17 protein-coding genes and 4 pseudogenes are annotated in these 23,734 nt (G+C 53.5%); 13 read left to right on the forward strand and 8 right to left on the reverse strand.

All coding sequences use genetic code 11. The features are described from left to right. The first annotated feature begins 2 nt into the window (after positions 1 to 2). Both mntR and N7E69_RS16390 read left to right on the forward strand, forming a co-directional pair. Entirely contained in the window at positions 3 to 476 is a 474-nt protein-coding gene (mntR, locus tag N7E69_RS16385) for a manganese-binding transcriptional regulator MntR (protein WP_000533542.1), read from the forward strand. After that, the gene (locus N7E69_RS16390; protein ID WP_000050089.1) at positions 473 to 1,585 is read left to right on the forward strand and encodes an anion transporter; all 1,113 of its coding nucleotides are present in this window, start codon (positions 473 to 475) and stop codon (positions 1,583 to 1,585) included. Before mntR ends, N7E69_RS16390 begins: the two co-directional genes overlap by 4 nt. A gap of 43 nt (positions 1,586 to 1,628) precedes the next feature. On the opposite strand, the gene ldtB is transcribed toward N7E69_RS16390, so the two are convergent. Then, the gene (gene ldtB / locus N7E69_RS16395; RefSeq protein WP_001056409.1) at positions 1,629 to 2,549 is read right to left on the reverse strand and encodes a L,D-transpeptidase; all 921 of its coding nucleotides are present in this window, start codon (positions 2,547 to 2,549) and stop codon (positions 1,629 to 1,631) included. 218 nt (positions 2,550 to 2,767) lie between these two features. Here ldtB and N7E69_RS16400 point away from each other — a divergent pair, with 218 nt between their 5' ends. Both N7E69_RS16400 and N7E69_RS16405 read left to right on the forward strand, forming a co-directional pair. Then, positions 2,768 to 4,360, forward strand: coding sequence for an ABC-F family ATPase (locus N7E69_RS16400; protein ID WP_000961477.1), 1,593 nt, complete (start codon positions 2,768 to 2,770; stop codon positions 4,358 to 4,360). Between the two features lie 607 nt (positions 4,361 to 4,967). Further along, positions 4,968 to 5,711: pseudogene (locus N7E69_RS16405) on the forward strand (DUF4261 domain-containing protein). A gap of 28 nt (positions 5,712 to 5,739) precedes the next feature. Here the strand turns inward: N7E69_RS16405 and N7E69_RS16410 are convergent. Next, positions 5,740 to 6,471: pseudogene (locus tag N7E69_RS16410) on the reverse strand (Cof-type HAD-IIB family hydrolase); the annotation flags it as partial. On the opposite strand from N7E69_RS16410, the pseudogene N7E69_RS24595 reads away from it, so the two are divergent. Further along, positions 6,462 to 6,545: pseudogene (locus tag N7E69_RS24595) on the forward strand (hypothetical protein); the annotation flags it as partial. The pseudogenes N7E69_RS16410 and N7E69_RS24595 sit on opposite strands and share 10 nt — an antisense overlap. A gap of 121 nt (positions 6,546 to 6,666) precedes the next feature. On the opposite strand, the gene N7E69_RS16415 reads toward N7E69_RS24595, so the two are convergent. Further along, the gene (locus N7E69_RS16415; protein WP_000210956.1) at positions 6,667 to 7,932 is read right to left on the reverse strand and encodes a DUF1479 domain-containing protein; all 1,266 of its coding nucleotides are present in this window, start codon (positions 7,930 to 7,932) and stop codon (positions 6,667 to 6,669) included. 261 nt (positions 7,933 to 8,193) lie between these two features. Here N7E69_RS16415 and N7E69_RS16420 point away from each other — a divergent pair, with 261 nt between their 5' ends. Beyond that, positions 8,194 to 9,003 carry a Cof-type HAD-IIB family hydrolase gene (locus N7E69_RS16420; RefSeq protein ID WP_000217910.1) on the forward strand — a complete coding sequence of 270 codons (810 nt, stop codon included), beginning with the start codon at positions 8,194 to 8,196 and terminating at the stop codon, positions 9,001 to 9,003. Between the two features lie 77 nt (positions 9,004 to 9,080). Here the strand turns inward: N7E69_RS16420 and N7E69_RS16425 are convergent, their stop codons facing one another. The 4 genes from N7E69_RS16425 to moeA form a co-directional block, all read right to left on the reverse strand. Then, the gene (locus tag N7E69_RS16425) at positions 9,081 to 11,513 is read right to left on the reverse strand and encodes a glycyl radical protein (RefSeq protein WP_000192665.1); all 2,433 of its coding nucleotides are present in this window, start codon (positions 11,511 to 11,513) and stop codon (positions 9,081 to 9,083) included. A 5-nt stretch (positions 11,514 to 11,518) separates the two neighbouring features. Next, positions 11,519 to 12,418: a glycyl-radical enzyme activating protein gene (locus tag N7E69_RS16430; protein WP_000576953.1), complete on the reverse strand. Its 900-nt coding sequence runs from the start codon at positions 12,416 to 12,418 to the stop codon at positions 11,519 to 11,521. A gap of 277 nt (positions 12,419 to 12,695) precedes the next feature. Next, the gene (gene moeB, locus N7E69_RS16435) at positions 12,696 to 13,445 is read right to left on the reverse strand and encodes a molybdopterin-synthase adenylyltransferase MoeB (RefSeq protein WP_000829280.1); all 750 of its coding nucleotides are present in this window, start codon (positions 13,443 to 13,445) and stop codon (positions 12,696 to 12,698) included. After that, on the reverse strand, positions 13,445 to 14,680 hold the full coding sequence (moeA, locus tag N7E69_RS16440) for a molybdopterin molybdotransferase MoeA (RefSeq protein WP_000395783.1): 1,236 nt from the start codon (positions 14,678 to 14,680) through the stop codon (positions 13,445 to 13,447). The genes moeB and moeA overlap by 1 nt, the downstream gene beginning before the upstream one ends. Before the next feature lie 203 nt (positions 14,681 to 14,883). Here moeA and iaaA point away from each other — a divergent pair, with 203 nt between their 5' ends. Genes iaaA through gsiD form a run of 5 tightly spaced genes read left to right on the forward strand, consistent with a single transcriptional unit; the run spans position 14,884 to position 21,173 of the window. After that, complete coding sequence (iaaA, locus tag N7E69_RS16445; protein WP_001030488.1) at positions 14,884 to 15,825, forward strand: beta-aspartyl-peptidase; 942 nt, start codon at positions 14,884 to 14,886, stop codon at positions 15,823 to 15,825. Positions 15,826 to 15,835: 10 nt separating this feature from the next. After that, on the forward strand, positions 15,836 to 17,707 hold the full coding sequence (gsiA, locus tag N7E69_RS16450; protein WP_001120577.1) for a glutathione ABC transporter ATP-binding protein GsiA: 1,872 nt from the start codon (positions 15,836 to 15,838) through the stop codon (positions 17,705 to 17,707). A 32-nt stretch (positions 17,708 to 17,739) separates the two neighbouring features. Further along, positions 17,740 to 19,278, forward strand: a complete 1,539-nt coding sequence (gene gsiB, locus N7E69_RS16455) for a glutathione ABC transporter substrate-binding protein GsiB (RefSeq protein ID WP_000191440.1) — start codon at positions 17,740 to 17,742, stop codon at positions 19,276 to 19,278. A 60-nt stretch (positions 19,279 to 19,338) separates the two neighbouring features. Further along, on the forward strand, positions 19,339 to 20,259 hold the full coding sequence (gene gsiC / locus N7E69_RS16460; RefSeq protein WP_000936066.1) for a glutathione ABC transporter permease GsiC: 921 nt from the start codon (positions 19,339 to 19,341) through the stop codon (positions 20,257 to 20,259). 2 nt (positions 20,260 to 20,261) lie between these two features. After that, on the forward strand, positions 20,262 to 21,173 hold the full coding sequence (gsiD, locus tag N7E69_RS16465; protein WP_001236024.1) for a glutathione ABC transporter permease GsiD: 912 nt from the start codon (positions 20,262 to 20,264) through the stop codon (positions 21,171 to 21,173). Positions 21,174 to 21,263: 90 nt separating this feature from the next. Here gsiD and rimO read toward each other — a convergent pair whose 3' ends face one another. Beyond that, the gene (gene rimO, locus N7E69_RS16470) at positions 21,264 to 22,589 is read right to left on the reverse strand and encodes a 30S ribosomal protein S12 methylthiotransferase RimO (RefSeq protein ID WP_000073317.1); all 1,326 of its coding nucleotides are present in this window, start codon (positions 22,587 to 22,589) and stop codon (positions 21,264 to 21,266) included. Between the two features lie 230 nt (positions 22,590 to 22,819). On the opposite strand from rimO, the gene bssR reads away from it, so the two are divergent. Continuing rightward, positions 22,820 to 23,203 (forward strand): biofilm formation regulator BssR, encoded by a 384-nt coding sequence (bssR, locus tag N7E69_RS16475; protein WP_000259651.1) that lies wholly within the window; start codon positions 22,820 to 22,822, stop codon positions 23,201 to 23,203. Positions 23,204 to 23,304: 101 nt separating this feature from the next. Continuing rightward, positions 23,305 to 23,590: pseudogene (locus tag N7E69_RS16480) on the forward strand (IS4 family transposase); the annotation flags it as partial. Between the last annotated feature and the right edge of the window lie 144 nt (positions 23,591 to 23,734).

A 23,734-nucleotide genomic window follows, 5' to 3' on the forward strand; every position in this document is an offset into this window, starting at 1 on the left:
AAATGGGTCGTCGCGCAGGTACGCCAACAACAAAAAAAGTGACGCAATTGGTGAACGTAGAAGAACACGTTGAAGGATTTCGTCAGGTCAGAGAGGCGCATCGCCGTGAGTTGATAGACGACTACGTTGAGCTGATTTCCGATTTAATTATTGAGGTAGGGGAAGCGCGTCAGGTGGATATGGCGGCGCGGCTCGGCGTCTCCCAGCCGACTGTGGCCAAAATGCTTAAGCGCCTGGCATCGTTAGGATTTATTCAAATGATCCCCTGGCGCGGCGTTTTTCTGACGCCGGAAGGGGAGAAGCTGGCGCAGGAAAGCCGCGAGCGGCACCAAATTGTCGAAAATTTTTTACTGGTATTAGGCGTAAGTCCGGAGATCGCGCGTCGTGATGCGGAAGGGATGGAACACCATGTCAGCCAGGAGACATTGGATGCCTTTTTGGCCTTCACGCAACAGCATGGAACATCTGCAGAATGAGTCTGGCCTTTTTACGGGCGCTGCGGCGTGACCGTTTTTTTCAGTTGTTGATCATTGTGGGGATGGCGTTAAGCCTGTTTGTTCCTTTTGCGCCCCGCGCCTGGCCTGGCGCGATTGACTGGCACACCATTATTACCCTCAGTGGGTTAATGTTGCTCACTAAAGGCGTTGAGCTGAGCGGCTATTTTGATGTGCTGGGACGCAAGATGACGCGCCGATTTCATACCGAGCGGCAACTGGCGATGTTCCTGGTGCTGGCTGCGGCGGCGCTGTCGACCTTTCTGACAAACGATGTCGCGCTGTTTATCGTTGTGCCGCTGACGATAACGTTAAAAAAACTGTGCGCGATTCCGGTCAACCGATTGATTATTTTTGAAGCGTTGGCGGTGAACGCCGGTTCGCTGCTGACGCCTGTCGGTAATCCGCAAAATATTCTGTTGTGGGGACGCTCCGGCTTAACCTTTGCTGAATTTAGCGGGCAAATGGCGCCGCTTGCCGTCATGATGATGCTGACGTTACTGCTCCTGTGCTGGTTTTGTTTTCCGGGTAGGGCGTTACAGTATCATACCGGTACGCGTTCGCCGCAGTGGCAGCCCCGTCTGGTGTGGAGTTGCTTGGCATTATATGTCGTTTTTCTTACCGCGCTGGAGCTCAGGCAAGAGTTATGGGGACTGGTGTTGGTGGCGGCTGGGTTTATTGTGCTGGCGCGCAGGGTGATAGTCAGCGTGGACTGGACGCTGCTGCTGGTATTTATGGCGATGTTTATTGATGTCCATCTGCTAACGCAATTGCCGGCGTTGCAGGGCGTTTTCAACCAGGTTGGCGCACTGTCTCACCTGGGGCTTTGGCTAACCGCTATCGGCCTGTCGCAGGTTATCAGTAATGTGCCCAGTACCATTCTCCTGCTGAACTATGTACCGGCCTCGACGTTGCTGGCGTGGGCGGTGAATATCGGCGGGTTTGGTCTGCTGCCGGGGTCGCTGGCAAATCTTATTGCTTTACGGATGGCGAACGATCGCCGAATCTGGTGGCGATTTCATTTCTATTCGCTGCCGATGCTGGCATGGGCGGCGCTGGTGGGATATGGATTATTGCAACTGATGCCGTAAGAGAAGCCCGATAGTGTCTATCGGGCTTCGCAGGCAGAGTCTGTCAGTTCAGACGAACCGGCATCCCGGAACGATCCTGAACTGCCTGTTGTACGACGGTCTGATCAACGTCAGGCTCGTTGGTGACGGCCAGGATACTCTTATTAAGCGTGATCGGCACCGCTTCCTTACCTTCAAACTGCGCTTCCGTCGTTGACAGCGGGTTATGCACCTCAATGTAACGGCTACCGTCCGGCTCGGTGGTGGCTTTTACCGGTTCATCGATAAACTGCACGCGGGTACCGACCGGCACATTTTCAAACAGGAATTTGATATCGTCGTTGCGCAGACGTACGCAGCCGTGGCTCACGCGAAGCCCGATGCCGAAGTTGGCGTTGGTGCCGTGAATAGCATACAGGCGACCGATGTACAGCGCGTACAGGCCCATCGGGTTATCCGGGCCCGCAGGCACGACCGCAGGCAGCGGCTCGCCGACGGCGCGATATTCAGCGTGCATTTTTGCCGTAGGCGTCCAGGTCGGACCGGCTTTTTTACGTTCAACTTTGGTCGTCCAGTTGATAGGCGTGTCTTTACCTAACTGACCGATCCCAATCGGCAGGACGATAACGGTGTTTGTGCCTTTCGGGTAGTAATAGAGGCGCATTTCCGCGCTATTGATGATAATGCCTTCGTGTACGGTATCCGGCAGGATCAGCTGCTGCGGAATATTCAGCACGGTACCGCCCTTCGGCAGGAAGGTATCCACGCCCGGGTTGGCTTCCAGCATGTTGGACAGCCCCATCTGATACTCCGCGGCAAAATACTCCAGCGGCTGGGTATTGCCCTCAGGAACGGTGATGACCTGATTTTGCCCAATTAAACGGCTACCATCGGTAGGCAGCGGGTAAGTGACTGCTGAGGCTGTTTTACAAAAAACAACTACAGCGAAAGCCGCCGCGAAAAGCGTTGTTAATTTCATATTCATGTTATGCGAGATTCTGTGCCAAGCAGGCTAGTAGGTTGAGAATTCTGTCATGTTGGGAGCGCATTATAGGTGCATTCCAGTAAACAGGGAATTCAGATGTGTACGAAATCACGTTTTTTTCCCTTACGGTTCAGTGTAGCCCTTTGTACAGGGCGCGATCTTATTTCAGACTTGTGGCATAATAAGCGGTTTGTCACATCTTTTTTCAGGATAAGCCTGTGTTAGTTTCCAGCAACGTTACCATGCAGTTCGGCAGTAAGCCGCTGTTCGAAAACATTTCCGTCAAATTTGGCGGCGGCAACCGTTACGGCCTGATCGGCGCCAACGGTAGCGGAAAGTCCACTTTTATGAAAATCCTCGGCGGCGACCTGGAGCCGACGCTGGGCAATGTTTCCCTCGATCCGAATGAGCGCATCGGTAAGCTGCGTCAGGACCAGTTCGCTTTTGAAACATTCACCGTACTTGATACTGTCATTATGGGGCATGGCGAACTGTGGGAGGTCAAGCAGGAGCGCGACCGTATCTACGCCTTGCCGGAAATGAGCGAAGAAGACGGCTATAAAGTCGCCGATCTGGAAGTAAAATACGGCGAGATGGACGGTTATTCCGCTGAGGCGCGTGCGGGCGAACTGCTGTTGGGGGTGGGCATCCCGCTGGAGCAGCATTACGGTCTGATGAGTGAAGTCGCGCCAGGCTGGAAATTGCGTGTGCTGCTGGCGCAAGCGTTATTCTCTAACCCGGACATCCTGTTGCTCGACGAACCGACCAACAACCTGGATATTGATACTATCCGTTGGCTGGAGCAGGTGCTGAACGAGCGCGATAGCACGATGATCATCATTTCGCACGACCGTCACTTCCTGAACATGGTTTGTACGCATATGGCGGATCTGGATTACGGCGACTTGCGCGTCTATCCGGGTAACTATGATGAGTATATGACGGCGGCGACCCAGGCGCGTGAACGTCTGTTGGCCGATAATGCGAAGAAAAAAGCGCAAATTGCCGAGCTGCAATCTTTTGTTAGCCGTTTTAGCGCCAATGCCTCTAAATCGCGTCAGGCAACGTCGCGCGCGCGGCAGATTGATAAAATCAAGCTGGAAGAGGTGAAAGCCTCCAGCCGTCAGAACCCGTTCATCCGTTTTGAGCAGGATAAAAAACTGTTCCGTAACGCTCTGGAAGTGGAGGCGCTGACGAAAGGTTTTGATAACGGTCCGCTGTTTAAAAATGTCAATTTGCTGCTCGAAGTCGGCGAGAAGCTGGCGGTACTCGGCACCAATGGCGTGGGTAAATCTACGCTGCTGAAGACGCTGGTTGGCGATCTGGACGCCGATCACGGCACCGTTAAATGGTCGGAAAACGCGCGTATTGGTTACTACGCGCAGGACCACGAATATGAATTCGAAAATGACCTGACGGTGTTTGAATGGATAAGTCAGTGGAAGCAGGAAGGCGACGACGAGCAGGCAGTGCGCAGTATTCTGGGCCGCCTGTTATTTAGCCAGGATGATATCAAAAAGCCTGCGAAAGTCCTCTCCGGTGGCGAGAAGGGCCGTATGCTGTTCGGCAAACTGATGATGCAAAAGCCGAATATCCTGATCATGGACGAACCGACTAACCACCTGGATATGGAGTCGATCGAATCGCTGAATATGGCGCTGGAGCTGTATCAGGGCACGCTGATCTTTGTTTCGCACGACCGTGAGTTCGTCAGCTCGCTGGCAACCCGCGTCATTGAAATTACGCCGGAGCGCGTGGTGGACTTCAGCGGCAACTACGACGATTATTTGCGTAGTAAAGGGATCGAGTAAGTTATTGTCTGTAACCCCGATAGCGTCGGGGTTACAGAATGTTAATAAGGTAATTTTTATTTTTTCCGAATGCAATGTGAAAATTATATATACTCTTAGAGCCTATCCCATTAGGGCTATTTTACTTGCCATTTTGGACCTGGGCAGTGCTCGCCAAAACGCGTTAGCGTTTTGAACGCCGCTAGCGGCGGCCCGAAGGGCGAGCGTAGCGAGTCAAACCTCACGTACTACGTGTACGCTCCGGTTTTTGCGCGCTGTCCGTGTCCAAACTGGCTGCGCCAATAACGCCTGGTGGGATAGGCTCTTAATATTCTATTTTAAAATTAAATGAAAGAAGAGGATCTATCATAAAAATTGCGAATATATTTTGTGGTAAACATATTGTAATGTTATTTTCTTTATAAGAATTCAAGTGCTATTTTATATTCCTTTATTGTTCAACAAAAGGAATAAATATGAGCATTTTGGAACGCTTTTTTGGCCGTAAAGAAAAAACTCATCTAATATACAAGGTGTTTTAGTAGCGAATGCTGAAATTGATAACCCACTAAGTTTAGTTGTTGTATTTGATACTCTCCCGGAAAATAATTCAAAAGAACTCACCCGCTTGTTGCGTAATTATCATTCCAGTATGAAACAGGCAACGTGTGAACTTGTCCCTGAACTGGATTTTTTTGGTTTAGCAGGATGGGGTAAGCATGTAATATCGATGGTTGGATTTAAAACGCCTTACCCCCAGGAATCAATCGAACAATGCGTCGCGCCAGCTCATTATCCCCAGGAAGTAAAAGAGCAAGTACGGGCAACCAGTGCAAATATTATTTTATAATATAAGGGGTATGATACTTCACCTTTAGAGCAATATGTTGCGTTGGCTGTGGTTGCAGGTGCATTAAGTAACATGGGGGCTGTCGCTGTATTAAATGAATCGGCTCACACTTCATTACCTGCGGGGGTATTTAAGTCTCAGGAGTTGGGTAAGCATAGTCTGGAAATGTTGCGTGAAGGTTTCCCGCTGACCTCTCTATTTTGTGGATTTGTGAAATATGAAGTTGAGGATATCGAAGGCGTATGGATGCGTACCTATGGTGCTGATTGCTTTGGGCTACCAGATTTCGCAGCACACGCACAAGGTCATCACGAAGGACCAAAATATTCTGATATTTTCAATAATGTTCTGCGTTACCTGCTTGAAAGTGGAGCAGAAATGGCTGCCGGGCATACCATGCAAGTCGGTAAAACGACATTTATGAAACTGCGCGATCCCCTTGACGATGAATATTACTTACAGGGGCCTGGAACCACATTAGTGGTTGAACTGATTGAAGAAGATGAGTGTAATGCTCATTGAGAAATCGGGGCAATTGCCCCGACTCTCGTTAAAGTGTAAACGGCACTTTATTTTCCAGCACAGCCTGAATCACATTCAGTGCGCCTTCATGATTATTATTATCGGTAGCGTAACGGGCGATTTATTTAATGTTTTCTGCGGCATTGTCCATCGCAAATGAATAACGCGCCATTTTAAGCATCTCTGCGCCATTGCCGCTGTCGCCAATCGCTACCACATTTTGTGGCGACAGATCCCAGCGTTTCAGTAACCGCGAAATACCGTTTGCTTTATTATGCAGGCCGGGAATAATCAGATCGATAAAGCCAAAACCACTTGTGACGGGCTTCATAATGTCATCGAGCGTAACGTGTAGTTTGTCGATCACTAACGGGATTTGTTCATCCGGTAGGTTGAGCGAAAACTTGAACAGTACGTCATCAATCTCCTGATAATCTTTTACGGGTTTCAGGCGATGGTAGTGTTTTGCCATCAGGGTAACGAATGCTTCTGGCGCATTTTCGCTGACATATGCACTTTGCAGACCGCAGGCGACAAAATTAAGTTGCTTATCTTTCAGCAACTCGCCAATAATAATCCGCGATTCATGTCGGGTCAGTTCGCCGTGGAACAGTTGCTTGCCATGTTCGTAAACCAGTGCGCCGTTTTCCGCGACAAAAGAGATCTCATCCTTTAGCTCAGGAAAGAACGAAATAAGCTGGTAATACTGATTACCGCTGGCGACAACGAACTCAATGCCGCGCTTTTTCAGTTCCTGAAATTACGCCGGAGCGCGTGGTGGACTTCAGCGGCAACTACGACGATTATTTGCGTAGTAAAGGGATTGAAAGCTAAACACTGACGCCCGGTGGCACTGCGCTTACCGGGCCTACGTATCCTGGCGCGTAGGTTCGGTAAGACGGGTGCGCCCAGGCAAAGGGCACACCGCAGGTGAGCGGGAAGGGCGGTACGACCGTCAAACGTCCATACCTAATGCCCGCTTGCCGTGAATATTCAGATCGCGCAGCGTGAAACACCCTTCCCAGGTGGTTTCATAGTCCTCGCGCGGGAAATCGCCCGGTGATGCGCCTGTCTCCAGCGCCGCTTTCACCTTACGCGCATAGGCCAGGTTTTTCTCACACATTGGCGCGGCAGGAATGTACATCACATTGCCCCAGCCCTGCTGATTTTCGACGGAGGCGACGGAGTGGATGACATCGCAATGCCACCACACGGAATCCCCGGCTTCCAGCGGCGGAATGCTGGTTAACGCCGCCATCAGTAAAGGATGCCACTGTTCAGAAATCGGCAGCACCCGGCCCGGCGCGACGCCGCATAATTCATCTTCCGGGACATCATCCAGCAGCGGGCGCAGCAGAATATACGCCATCGCCTCCGGGATAGGGACGACATGAAGCAACCCCTGACCGGGCAGCATATCGGAGAGCGCGGTCCAGCCCTGGAAGGTGCGAAATACCGAGCATTTGGTGGTGTTATCCACCGTATACTCTTCAACTTCGGTACGGTGTGCCGCATTCCACGGATCGTACTGCTCGACGTTGCCGTTAAACACGCTGGCGAATACCCGCTGATAGGCTGGCAGCAGCCAGCGCTCCAGCGCACCGGAGTCGGTATGCGCCCCCAGTCCTTTGGATGTGGTGCCCGGCGGGCGGCGGCGGATGCGATCCGGGTAAATGATGCTGATATCCGGATTAAACCATCGCTTGCCGTCGTGCTCTACCTGCCATAGACGGTTGAGGAACGACTGCGCCAGCGCCATCTCTTCACTTTGGCGGGCCTGCATTTGCGCCTGCGACCAGTAGACAGGATAGATTTCAGGCCGGGAGGCGCTCAGCGTACCGAAAAAATTATCCCCCGGTCCTTTATACACCTCGTCAAAATGGTTCTTGTCCAGATAGTCGAGCATCGACTGGTCCCATGCCAGCGCCTGTTCGCGTGGAAAATGACCTTTAATCACCGCGCACCCGCGGCGCTTAACCTCGGCGCGGGTGGCATCGCTAATGTTGCCCATCGCCAGTTCGCTAAAAGGGATAATTGGCCATACCGGCTGCCCCTGCGCCTTCAGATCGTTAATTTCCGCCACCCGGGCTGCTATGGTGGCGCTCAAACGGTCGAACACCGCCTGTACGTCGCCGATTTGCGCGCGTAGCGCCTGCTTCATCTGACGAATGGCCGCTTTTGGGTCGGCGGGCAGCGTTTCGTGGGTAAAAGGAGTCGTCATATCAACCTCATCATCTTTCGTTCGAAAGTAAAGTTAGTTACATCTGATACTTTAAGTTAAAATAAGGTTAATGCAAGTTTAAAATATTGCAGGAGCGCACAAGGAGAGAAGCGAGAGGAAAACGTAAGGTGGCCAGGACGCCTTAATGTCTTATGCGGCTATTCCTTTCGTTCAGCCACTTTTCATTCGAAATAAATTTGTGGTTCTGCTCACATTGTTATTAAAATGTTTCTGGTCGCAGTTACAGCCAGGAGCTTAAGTATGACCGTTAACGTTGTCGTTACAGATATGGACGGCACTTTTCTCGACGATGCCAAGCAGTACGATCGTGTACGCTTCATGGCGCAATACCAGGAACTGAAAAAACGTAATATCGAATTTGTGGTCGCCAGCGGTAATCAGTACTACCAGTTGATCTCCTTCTTCCCCGAGCTGAAAGACGAAATTTCCTTTGTCGCAGAAAATGGCGCGCTGGTGTATGAACATGGCAAGCAGTTGTTTCACGGGGAGCTAACCCGGCATGAATCGCGGATTGTGATTGGCGAACTGCTGAAGGATAAGCAGCTTAACTTCGTCGCCTGCGGTCTGAAAAGCGCTTATGTCAGCAAAAACGCTCCCGAGACTTTCGTGGCGCTGATGGCCAAACATTATCACCGCCTGCAGCCGGTAAACGATTATCACGACATTGACGATATCCTGTTTAAGTTCTCCCTGAATTTGCCCGATGAACAAATTCCGCTGGTTATCGACAAACTGCACGTATCTCTGGATGGCATCATGAAGCCCGTCACCAGCGGCTTCGGTTTTATCGACCTGATTATCCCGGGACTGCATAAAGCGAATGGCATCAGTCGTCTGTTAAAGCGCTGGAACAGGTCGCCACAGAATGTCGTCGCCATTGGCGACAGCGGTAATGATGCGGAAATGTTGAAAATGGCGCATTACTCTTTTGCCATGGGCAATGCCGCAGACAATATCAAAGCGCTTTCACGTTATCACACTGATGATAATAACCATCAAGGCGCGCTCAACGTCATTCAGGCCGTGCTTGACGGCACCGATCCCTTCTGATTAACAGGCCTGCGCAGGCCTGTTAAACGTAGCGCCATCAGGCAGTTCGGACATATTGCCGATGGCGCCTGGGCAAATTACAGCATATGTTCGGTACGGGCGATGATATCGTCCTGCGCATCCGGCGACAGCGCGGTGAAGAAGGCGGAGTAGCCTGCCACACGCACGACCAGATCGCGGTACTGGTCCGGATGTTTTTTCGCATCCAACAGCGTTTCGCGTGACACGATGTTGTACTGAATATGCCAGCCTTTATGCACCTCAAAGAACGTCCGTAGCAGAACCATCAGTTTCTGTTTGTCGGATTCGTTTTCCAGCGTCGTTGGGTTCAGTTTCTGATTGAGCAGCACGCCGCCGAGAATGGAACCGGTAGGTAATTTGCCTACGGAACCGATCACCGCCGTCGGGCCGAGATGATCCGTACCCGATGCAGGGCTTGCGCCTTCCGCCAGCGGCGTATGCGCTTTGCGACCATCCGGGGTAGCCATAGTCGCGGCGCCAAATGGCACGTTTGCTGAGATAGAGGACGTACCGGCGTAATAGTTGCCGCCCACAGGGCCACGACCATAGCGCGGGTTATGGTATTGCTTCAGCTCATCAATATAGGTCTGATAAGCGCGCGCCAGCAGGGTATCGACACTGTCATCGTCGTTACCGTACTTCGGCGCGCCGTTAATCAGACGCTGGCGCAGCTGCTCATGGGTCAGCCCGTCAAAGTCATCGGCCAGCGCGGCGGCAAGCTGCTGTTGACCGATAACGCCCTGTTCGAAGACCAGTTTTTTCACGGCGGCGAGGCTGTTGCCCAGGTTGGCGATACCGACCTGAAGACCGGATACCCAGTCATATTTAGCGCCGCCTTGCTTGATACTCTTCGCGCGTTCAATACAGTCGTCTACCAGCGCTGAGCAGAGAATATCGTGGACGTTCTCTTCCAACATGGTGTCGACCACATACTCAATTTCGATCGATTTGCGCGTGTAGTAGCGAATTTGGGTATCCCAGGCGGCCATCACTTCGTCAAAATTGTTAAAGTTGCCTGCGGAGAGCGCCTTTTCCTGCGGCAGAAATACCTTGCCGCTGGTGGCGTCGCGACCGCCTTCCAGCGCCGCCAGCATGACGCGGATGAAGTTAATAAAGCTCATGCCGGTGCAGCGATAACCCCATTTCCCGCCGACGGCGGTTTCGATACAGCCGATCGCCGCGTAATCGTAAGCGTCCTGTGGTTCGATCCCCAACTTGATAAATTCCGGGATGACGATTTCATCATTGTTAAACGCCGGCATCCCAAAGCCGCAGCGGATGACCTGGACGCAGGCGTCAAGGAAATCGTTACTCATTCCGGCGTGATAACGCACACTGAGGTTGGGCTGGGTAGAACGCAGACGTCCACAGGACTCCAGAATGGCGTAAGACAGCGGATTCACTGCGTCCATTGGCTGACCGTTGATGAGATTCTGACCGCCAATGGTGACGTTTTGATACAGCGGGCTGCCCGCGGAGGCTTTAGAGTGCGAACCGGAGCGGATCTTGTTTACTTCCAGCAGTTTCAGCCAGCAGCTGTGCAGCAGTTCAATGGCGTGCTCACGATCCAGCGTCTGGTTTAGTTCGACATCGCGACGATAATAGGGGTAAAGATACTGGTCCATACGACCAAATGACACCGAGTGACCGTTAGACTCAATTTGTAGAATCAGTTGGATGAAGTAGCACAATTGCAGTGCTTGCCAGAAGGTCTGCGGCGGTTGGTGGGCGATCACCTCGCAGTTTTCGGCGATGGTAAGTAGCTCTTTACGACGGCTTTCACGGGACTCTTCGCCCGCCATCTGGCGCGCCAGCGCGGCAAAGCGCGTGATGTGCTGGCTTACCGCGTCCAGCACAATATCAATCGCCTTCAGGAACTGCTCGCCATGCAGATCTTCCAGCACGGTCAGGTTGATGCGTGAGCGGCGCTCGGCGACTTTATCGCGCAGGCCATCAAGCCCTTTTTCCAGCAGCAGCGGGAAGTTCACCGCCAGGTGCGCATCGCCGGAAGTCATATTGCCTTCGGCTTTGATAATGCCAGTCGCCAGAAGCCCTTTTTGTTCATCGGTAAACATGCCGTAGCAGCGATCCTGGACGGTTTGACCGCGCCACCACGGACAGACGTCGTGCAGAATACGTTTGTTTTCTTCACTTACGGAAAAACCTGCGCCGGGCCGGTCTGCCAGGTCGTCGATCTCTTTTTCAATCCACGAGACGGTATATTCCGGGAAAATCGGCGCGGCGCGGACTTCACTTGCCTGGTTGCCGACGATCAGTTCATCGTGTTTTATCCAGATAGTGCGTTCCGCCAGGTGATGGGCCAGCGCCAGCGCGCGGCGTACCGGAATCGGTTTATCCAGATGTTGCTGATACATTTCGGTATAATGTTGCGCGCGCTCGGTACAGACCGGCGGTTTCACGATATGTACCAGCGCGGTTTTGTGCGCCTTAATGCGGTCACTGAGCGTGTCCAGTTTCAGTTGGGTCATGATAATTATCCTCGTAGGGTCGCGGTTAAACCTTTTTGGCAGGCGTACTTCTGGGCAAAATCAAGTAACGCCGGCGCATCCAGTGGTTTATCCGGGGCATGATAGGGCTGACTGAGTAAGTGGTATTTATTAATGCCCAGCGTGTGGTAGGGCAGAAAATGAATTTCCCCGACGTGCAGTTCGTCGGCGGCAAAGTCGGTAATGGCTTTAATGGCCTCCTCATCGGCATTAAATCCCTGAATCAGCGGGACGCGAATCACCATTTTTTTGCCCGCGGCGGCGAGTTTCCTGAGATTTTCCAACACCCGCGAGGCGCTGCCATCGGTCCACTGCTTAAACGGCCCGTCGGCGACATGTTTCAAATCAGCCAGAAACAGATCGATATAAGGCAGTGAGGGCGCAATGTATTTCCATGGAACATGCAGACAGGTCTCAACCGCCGTATGAATACCGGCGTCATGGCTGGCTTTAAACAGCTCTGCCGCCAGCTCCGGCTGCATAAACGGTTCGCCGCCGGAAAGCGTCAGACCGCCGCCGCTGCGATCGTAAAAAGGTTTATCGCGCAGTACCGTCGCCATGATCTCATCCACGCTTTTTATTTCGCCGCACACGGTTAACGCCTGTGTGGGGCAGCAATGCGCCAGGACTGAAAAATGGGCGTCGGTCAGTTTCTCGCGATGGATGAGCAGGCCGTTTAGCGCGCGCTCAATGACGTCCGGCGCGGCTTGCGCGCACAGGTCGCATCCTTCGAGACACAGCCGCGCGTCGTATAACAGATCCTGAGCGCGGGCGCGGCTTTCCGGGTTCTGGCACCAGCGACAGCCCAACGAACAGCCTTTGAGAAATACTACGGTACGGATACCGGGGCCATCGTGGGTAGAATAGCGCTGAATATTGAAGATCATAAACGGCCTCTCTTATTTCATATAAAGATTAAATTACTTTCGAATGAAAGTTATCTTGATGTGCGTCAACGAATGGAGAGGTTCTGACAAAGAGGCGTTAAATGAGGTACAACATCACGGTTTGAGGCTGTGATATGGCGTTTAAGATGATGCCGCGCTGCTTGAGCCGATCGTCAGTCGGAGCTTGGGTAAGCTGGCTTTTCGTCTGATGGCAGTAATTATCTGTTGATACAGCACGGCCATAAACCGTGCTTTGGTATGTTTATCCGTAAAGTGGCTACTGTCCGCAGACTTCACAGCCGGGGTTGCGCATTAACTTCATTTCGCGGAACTGACAGGTCATCGCATCGTACATGACGATTTTTCCGCTAGCGGGCTGACCGTAATGCGCCAGCAGCTTAATGGCCTCCATTGCCTGTAGCGAACCGATCACGCCAATCAGTGGCGCCATCACCCCTGCCTCTACGCAGGTCAGAGCGTTTTCGCCAAACAGACGGCTCAGGCAGCGGTAACAGGGTTCGTTTTCCCGATACGTAAAGACGGTAACTTGTCCTTCCATACGAATTGCCGCGCCGGAGATTAGCGGCACTTTCGCGGTATAGCACCCGGCGTTAAGTTGATTACGTACGCTAACGTTATCAGTACAGTCCAGTACCAGCGAATGCCCGGCAATCAGGCTGGTCATAGCGTCGTCGTCCAGCCGCGCGTTAACGGGCGTAATGGTAATATGCGGGTTGATTCGCGCCAGCGCGTCGCGGGCGGACTCAACCTTTGGCTGCCCGACCGTGGCGTCGCTGTGCAAGGTTTGACGCTGGAGATTGGAAACGGAAACGGTATCAAAATCGAGTAGCGTCAGTTGCCCGACGCCAGCGCCGGCCAGATACTGCGTTGCCGCGCAGCCGAGTCCGCCCAGCCCGACCACTAATACCCGCGCATCTTTTAACGCTTCCTGCCCTTCAAAATCGAAGCCGCGCAGAATAATTTGTCGGTTATAGCGCAGCATCTCCTGGTCGCTAAGTTCCGCCATTACAGGCCTCCGAACAGAGCATTAAACGGCTCGACTTCCACCCATTCTCCCGGCTCAACATTGCCGCGTTCACGCTCCAGCACAATAAAGCAGTTGCCCAGACTAAACGAGCTGAAAATATGTGAACCCTGGTGTCCGGTGGTCGTGACCTCCAGTTCGCCGTTGGCGCTACGTTGCAGAATGCCGCGCTGGAAATCGAGACGCCCCGGCGTTTTCTTCAGGCGAGATGCTGTGCGTACACGCTGGCGCGGCGGCACTGCGCTTGCCGTGTTGCCGCCAAGCTTCGCCAGTAAGGGCTGAACCAGTTGATAAAAAGTGAGCGCCGCAGAGACTGGATTCCCCGGCAGGCCACAGAACCAGCTATTACTGAGCTTGCCGAAGGCAAACGGTTTGCCTGGCTTGATAGCCAGCTTCCAGAAGGCGATTTCGCCCAGCTCCTCAAGGATGGTTTTGGTATAGTCCGCTTCACCAACCGAGACGCCGCCGGAGCTTATCACTACATCGGCCTGGCTGTCGGCGTCGACAAACGCGGCGCGAAGCTTACCGGGATCGTCAGGAATAATGCCTAAATTGATCACTTCGCAGCCAAGCTGTTGCAGCATCAAATGTATAGTTAGACGGTTAGTGTCATAAATTTGTCCCGCCTCCAGCGGCTGGCCCGGAAGCTGGAGCTCGTCGCCGGTCGAGAACAGCGCTACGCGCACTTTACGTACAACCTGTGCATCGGCAATTCCCAGCGACGCCAGCACTGGCAGTTCGGCAGTAGTCAGGCGCGTACCGGCCGGAAAGACCACCGCATCCTGGCGAATATCCTCGCCGCGGCGGCGGATGTTTTGTCCGCAACGAACATCGGCGGTAAAACGCACGCCGTCATCGGTTTGTTCCGTCTGCTCTTGCATAACTACCGCCTCGCAACCTGTCGGCACCGGGGCGCCGGTCATAATGCGAATGCAGGTGCCCGCAGGCCACTCTCCCTGGTAAGGCTGACCGGCAAATGCTTTGCCGGCGACGGGCAGCGGCTTATCGGCGGACAAATCCGCCATACGTACCGCATAACCATCCATAGCTGAATTATCAAAGCCGGGGACATCGAGGGGAGAAACGATATCGGTCGCCAGGATGCGGCCAAAGCAGTTCACCAGCGGCAACGTTTCTACAGCGGTGAGCGGGGTTATACGTGAAAGCATCTGGGTCAGCGCCGTTTCAAGCGGCATTAATCCGGCGGAAAATTCCATGAACATACTCCTGCGAGGCAAAATCGAATCTGGCTATTATGTCAGAAAACAGAGGCGGGCAGTATGCTACCTCGGTCTTAGAGACGGCCTTGCGCCTTTACATACCTTACGCATCTTTCTATATTCAAAAATCGAATGAATAACTCACAACAATTCTGATAGTTATAGTAAAAGTTGTGTGCCACCGTTAATGGACCCTAAAAATGAATAAAGCAGTGATTGCGATTCACGGCGGCGCAGGCGCGATTGCTCGCGCGCAAATGAGCCATGAGCAGGAGCTACGCTATATCCAGGCGTTGTCAGAGATTGTTGAAAGCGGGCAAAAGATGCTGGAAGCGGGTGACAGCGCGCTTGATGTAGTGATGGAAGCGGTGCGTCTGCTGGAAGCGTGTCCGCTCTTCAATGCGGGTATCGGCGCGGTCTATACCCGAGACGGGACTCATGAACTGGATGCCTGCGTGATGGACGGCAATACCCTGAAAGCCGGAGCCGTCGCGGGCGTGAGTCATGTTCGCCATCCTGTGCTCGCCGCCAGGCTGGTGATGGAGCGCAGCCCGCATGTACTCATGGTGGGGGAAGGGGCGGAAAATTTTGCCTTTTCACAGGGGATGGCGCGCGTTTCGCCGGATATCTTTTCCACCCCGGCGCGTTACGAGCAATTGCTGGCGGCGCGTGCGGCGGGTGAAATGGCGCTCGATCACAGCGGCGCGCCGCTGGACGAAACGAAAAAAATGGGTACAGTCGGCGCGGTGGCGCGGGATAAATTCGGCAATCTGGCGGCGGCAACGTCTACCGGCGGGATGACCAATAAATTGCCCGGGCGCGTCGGCGACAGCCCGCTGGTCGGCGCCGGGTGTTATGCCAACAACGCCAGCGTCGCCGTTTCCTGTACCGGAACGGGAGAGGTCTTTATTCGCACGCTCGCGGCTTACGATATCGCCGCATTGATGGAATATGGCGGACTCAGCCTTGCCGACGCCTGTGAGCGCGTGGTGATGGAAAAATTACCGGCGCTGGGCGGCAGCGGTGGATTAATCGCCGTTGATCACGAAGGTAATGTCGCGTTGCCGTTTAACAGCGAAGGGATGTATCGCGCCTGGGGATATGCCGGGGATACGCCTACCACAGGAATTTACCGGGAATAAGGAGCCGCAGGTGCCGCACAGCGATGAACTGGATAGCCGCGATGTTCTGTCCGTCAGTGGCCTGAATATCGCGTTTCACCACGAAGGGCAACAGGTAGACGCCGTGCGTAATGTGTCATTACGCCTGAAGCGTGGAGAGACTCTGGCGATTGTCGGCGAGTCGGGATCGGGAAAATCGGTGACGGCGCTGGCGTTAATGCGGCTGATTGAGCAGTCGGGCGCGAACGTGCGCTGCGGCGAAATGCTGTTGCGTCGGCGTAATCGCCAGGTGATTGAGTTGTCTGAGCAGAGTGACGCGCAGATGCGGCGTGTGCGCGGCGCGGATATCGCCATGATTTTCCAGGAGCCAATGACCTCGCTCAACCCGGTATTTACCGTTGGCGAGCAAATTGCCGAATCTATTCGTTTGCATCAGGGGGCCAGCCACGAAGAGGCGCTGGCGGAAGCGAAACGTATGCTCGATCAGGTACGGATCCCGGAGTCGCAGGCGATTTTATCGCGTTATCTGCATCAGCTTTCCGGCGGGATGCGCCAGCGAGTCATGATCGCGATGGCGCTATCCTGCCGTCCGGCGGTATTGATTGCCGATGAACCCACCACGGCGCTGGATGTCACTATCCAGGCGCAAATTCTGCAACTTATCAAAGTGTTGCAGCAAGAGATGTCGATGGGCGTGATTTTTATCACCCACGACATGGGCGTCGTGGCGGATATTGCCGATCGCGTGCTGGTGATGTATCAAGGCGAGGCCGTGGAAACCGGCAGCGTAGAGCAGATTTTCCATGCGCCGACGCATCCTTATACCCAAACGTTGCTGGCCGCCGTCCCTCAGCTTGGCGCGATGCGCGGCCACTCGCTGCCACGCCGTTTCCCGTTGATTTCCGCTGACGAACCGGCCCTTTATGAATCGCAGATTGAGCAAGACACGGTGGTGGAAGGCGAGCCTATTCTCCAGGTTCGGGGGCTGGTGACGCGATTCCCGCTACGTAGCGGTCTCTTTAACCGCGTTACGCGTGAAGTTCATGCCGTTGAGAATATCAGTTTCGATCTCTGGCCCGGCGAAACGCTATCGCTGGTGGGCGAGTCCGGTAGCGGAAAATCGACGACCGGACGCGCGCTGCTGCGGTTGGTTGAATCCCGGCAGGGGGAGATTATCTTTAACGGCCAGCGCATTGACTCGCTGTCTGCGGGCAAACTCCAGCCGTTGCGCCGCGATATTCAGTGTATTTTCCAGGACCCTTACGCCTCGCTCGACCCGCGCCAGACCGTGGGGTATTCCATTATGGAACCTTTACGGATTCATGGCCTGGGGCAGGGGGACGCTGCGGCAAAGCGCGTGGCCTGGTTGCTTGAGCGTGTCGGATTACGGCCTGAACATGCCTGGCGTTATCCGCATGAGTTTTCCGGCGGTCAACGTCAGCGCATCTGTATTGCTCGCGCGTTGGCATTGAATCCTAAAGTGATTATTGCCGATGAGGCGGTCTCCGCGCTGGATGTTTCCGTTCGCGGACAGATCATTAATTTACTGCTTGATTTACAACGGGAAATGGGGATCGCCTACCTGTTTATTTCGCATGATATGGCGGTCGTGGAGCGAATTAGCCATCGCGTGGCGGTGATGTATCTTGGTCAAATTGTTGAAATGGGGCCGCGGCGCGCCGTTTTTGAAAATCCGCAGCATCCTTATACGCGTAAATTGATGGCGGCGGTGCCGGTTGCCGATCCCTCCAGACACCGGCCGCGGCGCGTTCTGCTATCAGATGATATACCCAGCAATATTCATAAACGTGGCGAAGAGACGCCCGCCGTTTCATTACAGTTGGTCGGGCCGGGACATTATGTTGCGCGGCCGCTGCAGGATAATGCGCTCTCGCGCTTATAACATTCAGACAGGCAGGGTTTCAGGAGAACAACATGACGCAATTTATTACGCATAAATGGCTGGCGGCGCTGGGACTGGCCTCATCCATTGCGGCTTTTCCGGCCCTGGCGGCCAAAGATGTGGTGGTGGCGGTAGGGTCTAATTTCACCACGCTCGATCCGTATGACGCCAACGATACGCTCTCGCAGGCGGTGGCGAAGTCATTTTATCAGGGGCTGTTTGGCCTGGATAAAGACATGAAGGTAAAAAACGTCCTGGCGAAAGGCTATACCGTTTCTGATGACGGTCTGACCTACACCATTACCCTACGGCAGGGGGTGAAATTTCAGGACGGCGCGGATTTTGATGCGGCGGCGGTGAAAGCGAATCTCGATCGCGCCAGCAATCCGGATAACCACCTCAAGCGTTATAACCTGTATAAAAATATCGCAAAAACGGAGGTCGTCGATCCGGCAACGGTAAAAATTACCCTGAAACAGCCGTTCTCCGCTTTCATTAATATTCTGGCGCACCCGGCGACGGCGATGATCTCGCCGCAAGCGCTGGAAAAATATGGCAAGGATATTGGTTTTCATCCGGTCGGTACCGGTCCATACCAGCTTGAAACCTGGAATCAGACCGACTTTGTCAAAGTGAAGAAGTTCGCCGGTTACTGGCAGCAGGGCTTACCCAAGCTGGATTCTATTACCTGGCGTCCGGTTACTGACAACAATACCCGCGCGGCGATGCTGCAAACCGGCGAAGCGCAATTTGCTTTTCCTATCCCTTATGAGCAGGCCGCGTTATTGGCGAAAAATAAAAACCTCGAACTGGTCGCCAGCCCGTCCATTATGCAGCGTTATATCAGTATGAATGTGACGCAGAAGCCGTTTGATAATCCTAAGGTGCGTGAGGCGTTGAATTACGCTATCAATCGTCAGGCGCTGGTTAAAGTGGCGTTTGCCGGATACGCCACGCCGGCGACGGGCGTGGTGCCGCCGTCGATAGCCTATGCGCAAAGCTATCAGCCATGGCCCTATGATCCGGCTAAAGCGCGCGAACTGTTGAAAGAGGCGGGGTATCCAGACGGTTTCAGTACCACGCTGTGGTCATCGCACAACCATAGCACCGCGCAAAAAGTGTTGCAGTTTACCCAACAGCAACTGGCGCAGATTGGCGTTAAAGCCCGGATAACCGCGATGGACGCCGGCCAGCGCGCCGCGGAAGTCGAGGGCAAAGGGCAAAAAGAGAGCGGCGTGCGAATGTTCTATACAGGCTGGTCGGCGTCGACGGGCGAAGCTGACTGGGCGTTATCGCCGCTCTTCGCATCACAAAACTGGCCGCCGACGCAGTTTAATACCGCTTTTTACAGCAACAAGCAGGTCGACAGCGATTTGGCGGCGGCCTTAAAGACCAACGATCCGCAGGAGAAAACACGATTGTACAAAGAGGCGCAGGATATTATCTGGAAAGAGTCGCCCTGGATACCGTTGGTGGTGGAGAAATTGGTTTCTGCGCACAGTAAAAATTTGACCGGTTTCTGGATTATGCCGGATACCGGTTTCAGCTTTGACGATGCGGATTTGAAGTAAGTAATGCGATGGGGCTGGATGGCGCGCGCGTTGTCCGCCATCCGGTAAAAGGTTCGTGTGATGCTTAACTATGTTCTCAAGCGCCTGCTGGGATTAATTCCTACGCTGTTGATTGTGGCAGTGCTGGTGTTTTTATTTGTTCATTTGTTGCCCGGCGACCCGGCGCGGCTGATAGCCGGACCGGAAGCCGACGCGCAGGTGATCGCGCTGGTTCGTCAGCAGCTGGGGCTTGATCAGCCGCTTCATGTCCAGTTTTGGCATTACATCACCCATGTTTTACAAGGCGATTTCGGGACGTCAATGGTTTCCCGCCGCCCGGTTTCTGAGGAGATCGCCAGCCGCTTTTTGCCGACGCTGTGGCTGACGATAACCAGTATGATATGGGCGGTGCTGTTTGGCATGGCGATCGGCATCGCCGCCGCCGTGTGGCGTAATCGCTGGCCTGACCGGGTAGGAATGACGCTTGCCGTGACCGGCATTTCTTTCCCGGCTTTTGCGCTGGGAATGTTGTTAATGCAGATTTTTTCCGTGGATCTGGGCTGGCTACCGACCGTGGGGGCGGATAGCTGGCAACATTATATTTTACCCTCCCTGACGCTTGGTGCGGCGGTGGCATCAGTCATGGCGCGTTTTACGCGCTCCTCGTTTGTCGATGTGCTGAGCGAGGATTACATGAGGACCGCGCGGGCGAAAGGCGTCAGTGAAACGTGGGTGGTGTTAAAACATGGCCTGCGCAATGCAATGATCCCGGTCGTCACCATGATGGGACTGCAATTTGGCTTTCTGCTTGGCGGATCGATCGTCGTCGAAAAAGTGTTTAACTGGCCGGGGCTTGGGCGGTTACTGGTCGACTCCGTCGACATGCGCGACTACCCCGTGATTCAGGCGGAAGTGCTGCTGTTTTCTCTGGAATTTATTCTTATCAACTTAGTGGTGGATGTCCTCTATGCCGCCATTAATCCGGCTATCAGGTATAAGTAAGGATGCGATTATTTAACTGGCGCCGTCAGGCGATTTTACATGCTATGCCGGTGGTAAAACCCGACCAGATACGCACGCCGTGGCGGGAGTTCTGGCGTCGTTTTCGCCGCCAGCATGTCGCGTTGGTCGCCGGGGGATTCGTACTGGCGTTAATTCTGGTGGCGATTTTTGCCCGCTGGCTGACGCCCTACGATGCGGAAAACTATTTTGACTACGATAGCCTGAACAATGGCCCCTCTTTGCAGCACTGGTTTGGCGTTGACTCGCTGGGAAGAGATATCTTTAGCCGGGTTCTCGTTGGGGCGCAGATCTCACTGGCGGCGGGCGTGTTCGCGGTATTTATCGGCGCGATAATCGGTACGGTGTTGGGATTGCTGGCGGGATATTATGAAGGCTGGTGGGATCGTTTTATTATGCGCATTTGCGATGTGCTGTTCGCCTTCCCCGGCATTTTGCTGGCGATTGCCGTTGTGGCGGTGTTAGGCAGCGGTATTGCTAATGTGATCGTTGCGGTGGCGATTTTCTCTATTCCGGCGTTTGCTCGTCTGGTGCGCGGAAATACCCTGGTCTTAAAACAGCAGACGTTTATTGAGTCTGCCCGCAGTATCGGCGCCAGCGACACGACGATTTTGTTTAGCCATATATTGCCGGGAACGGTCTCGTCAATTGTGGTTTTCTTTACGATGCGTATCGGTACGTCAATTATTTCCGCGGCAAGCCTGTCATTTCTCGGATTAGGCGCGCAGCCGCCAACGCCGGAGTGGGGAGCGATGCTCAATGAAGCGCGGGCGGATATGGTCATCGCGCCGCACGTAGCGCTCTTCCCGGCGGTGGCGATTTTCCTGACTGTGCTGGCGTTTAACCTGTTAGGCGACGGGTTGCGCGATGCGCTGGACCCGAAGATTAAGGGGTAAGCCAGCCCGGTGGCGTTGACGCCTGGCGGGCCTGGAACGGTCTCGTCAGGCGGGATAACACATCCGGCACCCGCGCCGGGGGAGGTGGCGTTAAACCCGACTGCCCCACAAATCATATTCGTCGGCGTTTTCCACTTTCACGCGCACGATATCGCCCGGCTTGACGTTGGTTTCGCCGTTCAAATAGACCGCGCCGTCAATTTCCGGCGCATCCGCCATGCTACGCCCGATAGCGCCTTCTTCGTCAACCTCATCGACGATCACCAGAATTTCGCGGCCCACTTTTTCCTGCAAGCGCTCAGCGGAGATTTGCTGTTGCAGTTGCATAAAGCGGTTCCAGCGCTCTTCTTTCACCTCTTCCGGCACCTGATCCGGCAGCTCATTCGCGCCTGCGCCTTCCACCGGGCTGTACTTGAAGCAGCCTACACGATCGAGGCGCGCCTCTTTCAGGAAGTCGAGCAGCATCTGGAAGTCTTCTTCCGTTTCGCCGGGGAAGCCGACAATAAAGGTGGAGCGTAGGGTCAGTTCCGGGCAGATTTCGCGCCACTGCTTAATGCGCGCCAGCTGGCGGTCAACGGAACCGGGACGTTTCATCAGTTTAAGAATCCGCGGGCTGGCATGTTGCAGCGGAATGTCCAGATAAGGCAGGATTTTGCCTTCCGCCATTAGCGGAATCACATCATCAACGTGTGGGTAGGGGTAGACGTAGTGCAGACGTGTCCAGACGCCCAGTTTTGATAACTGCTCGCACAGGCTCACCATACTGGTTTTCACCGGTTCGCCATTATGGAATCCGGTGCGGTGCTTCACATCTACGCCGTAGGCGGAGGTATCTTGCGAAATCACCAGAATCTCTTTGACCCCGGCATCAACCAGACGTTTCGCTTCGCTTAATACGTCGCCAATCGGACGGCTGACCAGATCCCCGCGCATCGACGGGATGATGCAGAACGTGCAGCGGTGATTACAGCCTTCAGAAATTTTCAGATACGCATAATGGCGCGGCGTCAGTTTTACACCCTGTTCTGGTACGAGGCTTAAAAATGGATTGTGCTTCGGCTTCGGTACGTAATGATGTACGTGCTGCAGAACTTGCTCATAGCTATGCGGCCCGGTGATTTCCAGTACTTTCGGATGCACTTCGCGGATCTGATCTTCTTTTGCGCCCAGGCAGCCGGTGACGATTACCTTACCGTTTTCGTTCAGCGCTTCGCCAATGGCTTCCAGTGACTCTTGTACCGCGCTGTCAATAAAGCCACAGGTATTAACGATAACCATATCCGCATCGTCATAGCGTGGCACAACGTCATAGCCTTCGGTACGCAGCTCAGTCAGGATGCGTTCCGAATCAACGAGGTTTTTCGGACAGCCCAGGGAAACGAAGCCGATCTTTGGCTGGTGGGTTACATTACTCATAGCTTAAAAAGTGTTCATTTATTGGAATGGTCAGGGCAGGGATTCTACAGATATCCGAACAAAAATTGTATCGCAATCTCATCGGGAGCGGCGGCATCAACCGTTGTGGTTATCAGCAAAAGGTGAAAAAGGGCAATTCTAAGAAAATTCTTGATCTCTGACACCCCTTTGTCTAAAAAACGACCATACTATTAAGTTGAACCCTGGTAGAAAAGAGGAGGAAAAAAGGTATGGTCGTTGACAGACTGAGAACCGATCTTCTCAACAAGCTGATAAACGCGCGTATCGATCTTGCCGCTTATCTGCAATTGCGAAAAGCGAAGGGGTATATGTCAGTCAGCGAAAGTGACACTCTGCGTGACAATTTTTTTGAACTGAATCGTGAGCTCCACGATCACGCTTTACGGCAGGGACTGCATCTCGATCAGGAAGAGTGGAACGCGCTGCGCCGTGCCGAAGGCGCGCTTGCAGCCGCCGCCGTTTGTTTAATGAGCGGACACCATGATTGTCCGACCTTTATTGCCGTCAACGCAGATAAACTTGAAAACTGTCTGACAACTTTGACGCTGAGTATTCAGAGTCTGAAAGCACATTCACCGCTTACACAGGTCTGAACAAGGGGAGGCGACTCCTGAGGAATCCCCAGCAAACCAGGACAGGCATAGTGTTATGTGATCTAATTGATTGCGCTAACATTTTCAAGGAAATCATCACTATGCCTGCTCGTTCATTATGCCAAAAATCCTTTAAAAATATACTGGAGCCTTTGCACCTTTACCGCCGTCAATCTCTGATTGAGGCTACCAGTGTAGTGATTAACGGTGCATCTCTTACACTTATTCAGTATTGGGCGTGATTTGTCAGGAGTAGCATCGGTCAGGCACAAGATAAAACGTATCGATCGACTTCGGGGAAAGTCTCACTTGCAGAATGAAGTTTCAGATACTTTTTCAGCGTGTTACTAAAAAATCACGGAGGGAATGACCCGGGTTGTCATGCTCTCCTATATGCCAGCCTGTTTTCCGCCAAAGGTGACTAAATTCGGTTCACCAGACAATCGTTGATGTTCTTAGGGAACGGTATAGTCGAATTCACTCCTGAAACAGGTACGGAATGTCGGCCGTTTACTATTCTGAAACGTTATT

Origin of the sequence: Salmonella sp. 3C, assembly GCF_025426275.1 — a bacterium.
In the GTDB taxonomy this organism is placed as follows: Bacteria; Pseudomonadota; Gammaproteobacteria; order Enterobacterales; family Enterobacteriaceae; genus Salmonella; species Salmonella enterica.

Excerpts from the sequence above, each read along its gene's own strand:
- gsiC (WP_000936066.1), top strand. The coding sequence starts at position 19,339 with ATGCTTAACTATGTTCTCAAGCGCCTGCTGGGATTAATTCCTACGCTG.
- moeA (WP_000395783.1), bottom strand. The coding sequence starts at position 14,680 with ATGGAATTTTCCGCCGGATTAATGCCGCTTGAAACGGCGCTGACCCAG.
- N7E69_RS16420 (WP_000217910.1), top strand. The coding sequence starts at position 8,194 with ATGACCGTTAACGTTGTCGTTACAGATATGGACGGCACTTTTCTCGAC.
- moeB (WP_000829280.1), bottom strand. The coding sequence starts at position 13,445 with ATGGCGGAACTTAGCGACCAGGAGATGCTGCGCTATAACCGACAAATT.
- rimO (WP_000073317.1), bottom strand. The coding sequence starts at position 22,589 with ATGAGTAATGTAACCCACCAGCCAAAGATCGGCTTCGTTTCCCTGGGC.
- gsiD (WP_001236024.1), top strand. The coding sequence starts at position 20,262 with ATGCGATTATTTAACTGGCGCCGTCAGGCGATTTTACATGCTATGCCG.
- N7E69_RS16415 (WP_000210956.1), bottom strand. The coding sequence starts at position 7,932 with ATGACGACTCCTTTTACCCACGAAACGCTGCCCGCCGACCCAAAAGCG.
- N7E69_RS16390 (WP_000050089.1), top strand. The coding sequence starts at position 473 with ATGAGTCTGGCCTTTTTACGGGCGCTGCGGCGTGACCGTTTTTTTCAG.
- gsiB (WP_000191440.1), top strand. The coding sequence starts at position 17,740 with ATGACGCAATTTATTACGCATAAATGGCTGGCGGCGCTGGGACTGGCC.
- iaaA (WP_001030488.1), top strand. The coding sequence starts at position 14,884 with ATGAATAAAGCAGTGATTGCGATTCACGGCGGCGCAGGCGCGATTGCT.
- N7E69_RS16430 (WP_000576953.1), bottom strand. The coding sequence starts at position 12,418 with ATGATCTTCAATATTCAGCGCTATTCTACCCACGATGGCCCCGGTATC.
- mntR (WP_000533542.1), top strand. The coding sequence starts at position 3 with ATGGGTCGTCGCGCAGGTACGCCAACAACAAAAAAAGTGACGCAATTG.
- N7E69_RS16425 (WP_000192665.1), bottom strand. The coding sequence starts at position 11,513 with ATGACCCAACTGAAACTGGACACGCTCAGTGACCGCATTAAGGCGCAC.
- bssR (WP_000259651.1), top strand. The coding sequence starts at position 22,820 with ATGGTCGTTGACAGACTGAGAACCGATCTTCTCAACAAGCTGATAAAC.
- ldtB (WP_001056409.1), bottom strand. The coding sequence starts at position 2,549 with ATGAATATGAAATTAACAACGCTTTTCGCGGCGGCTTTCGCTGTAGTT.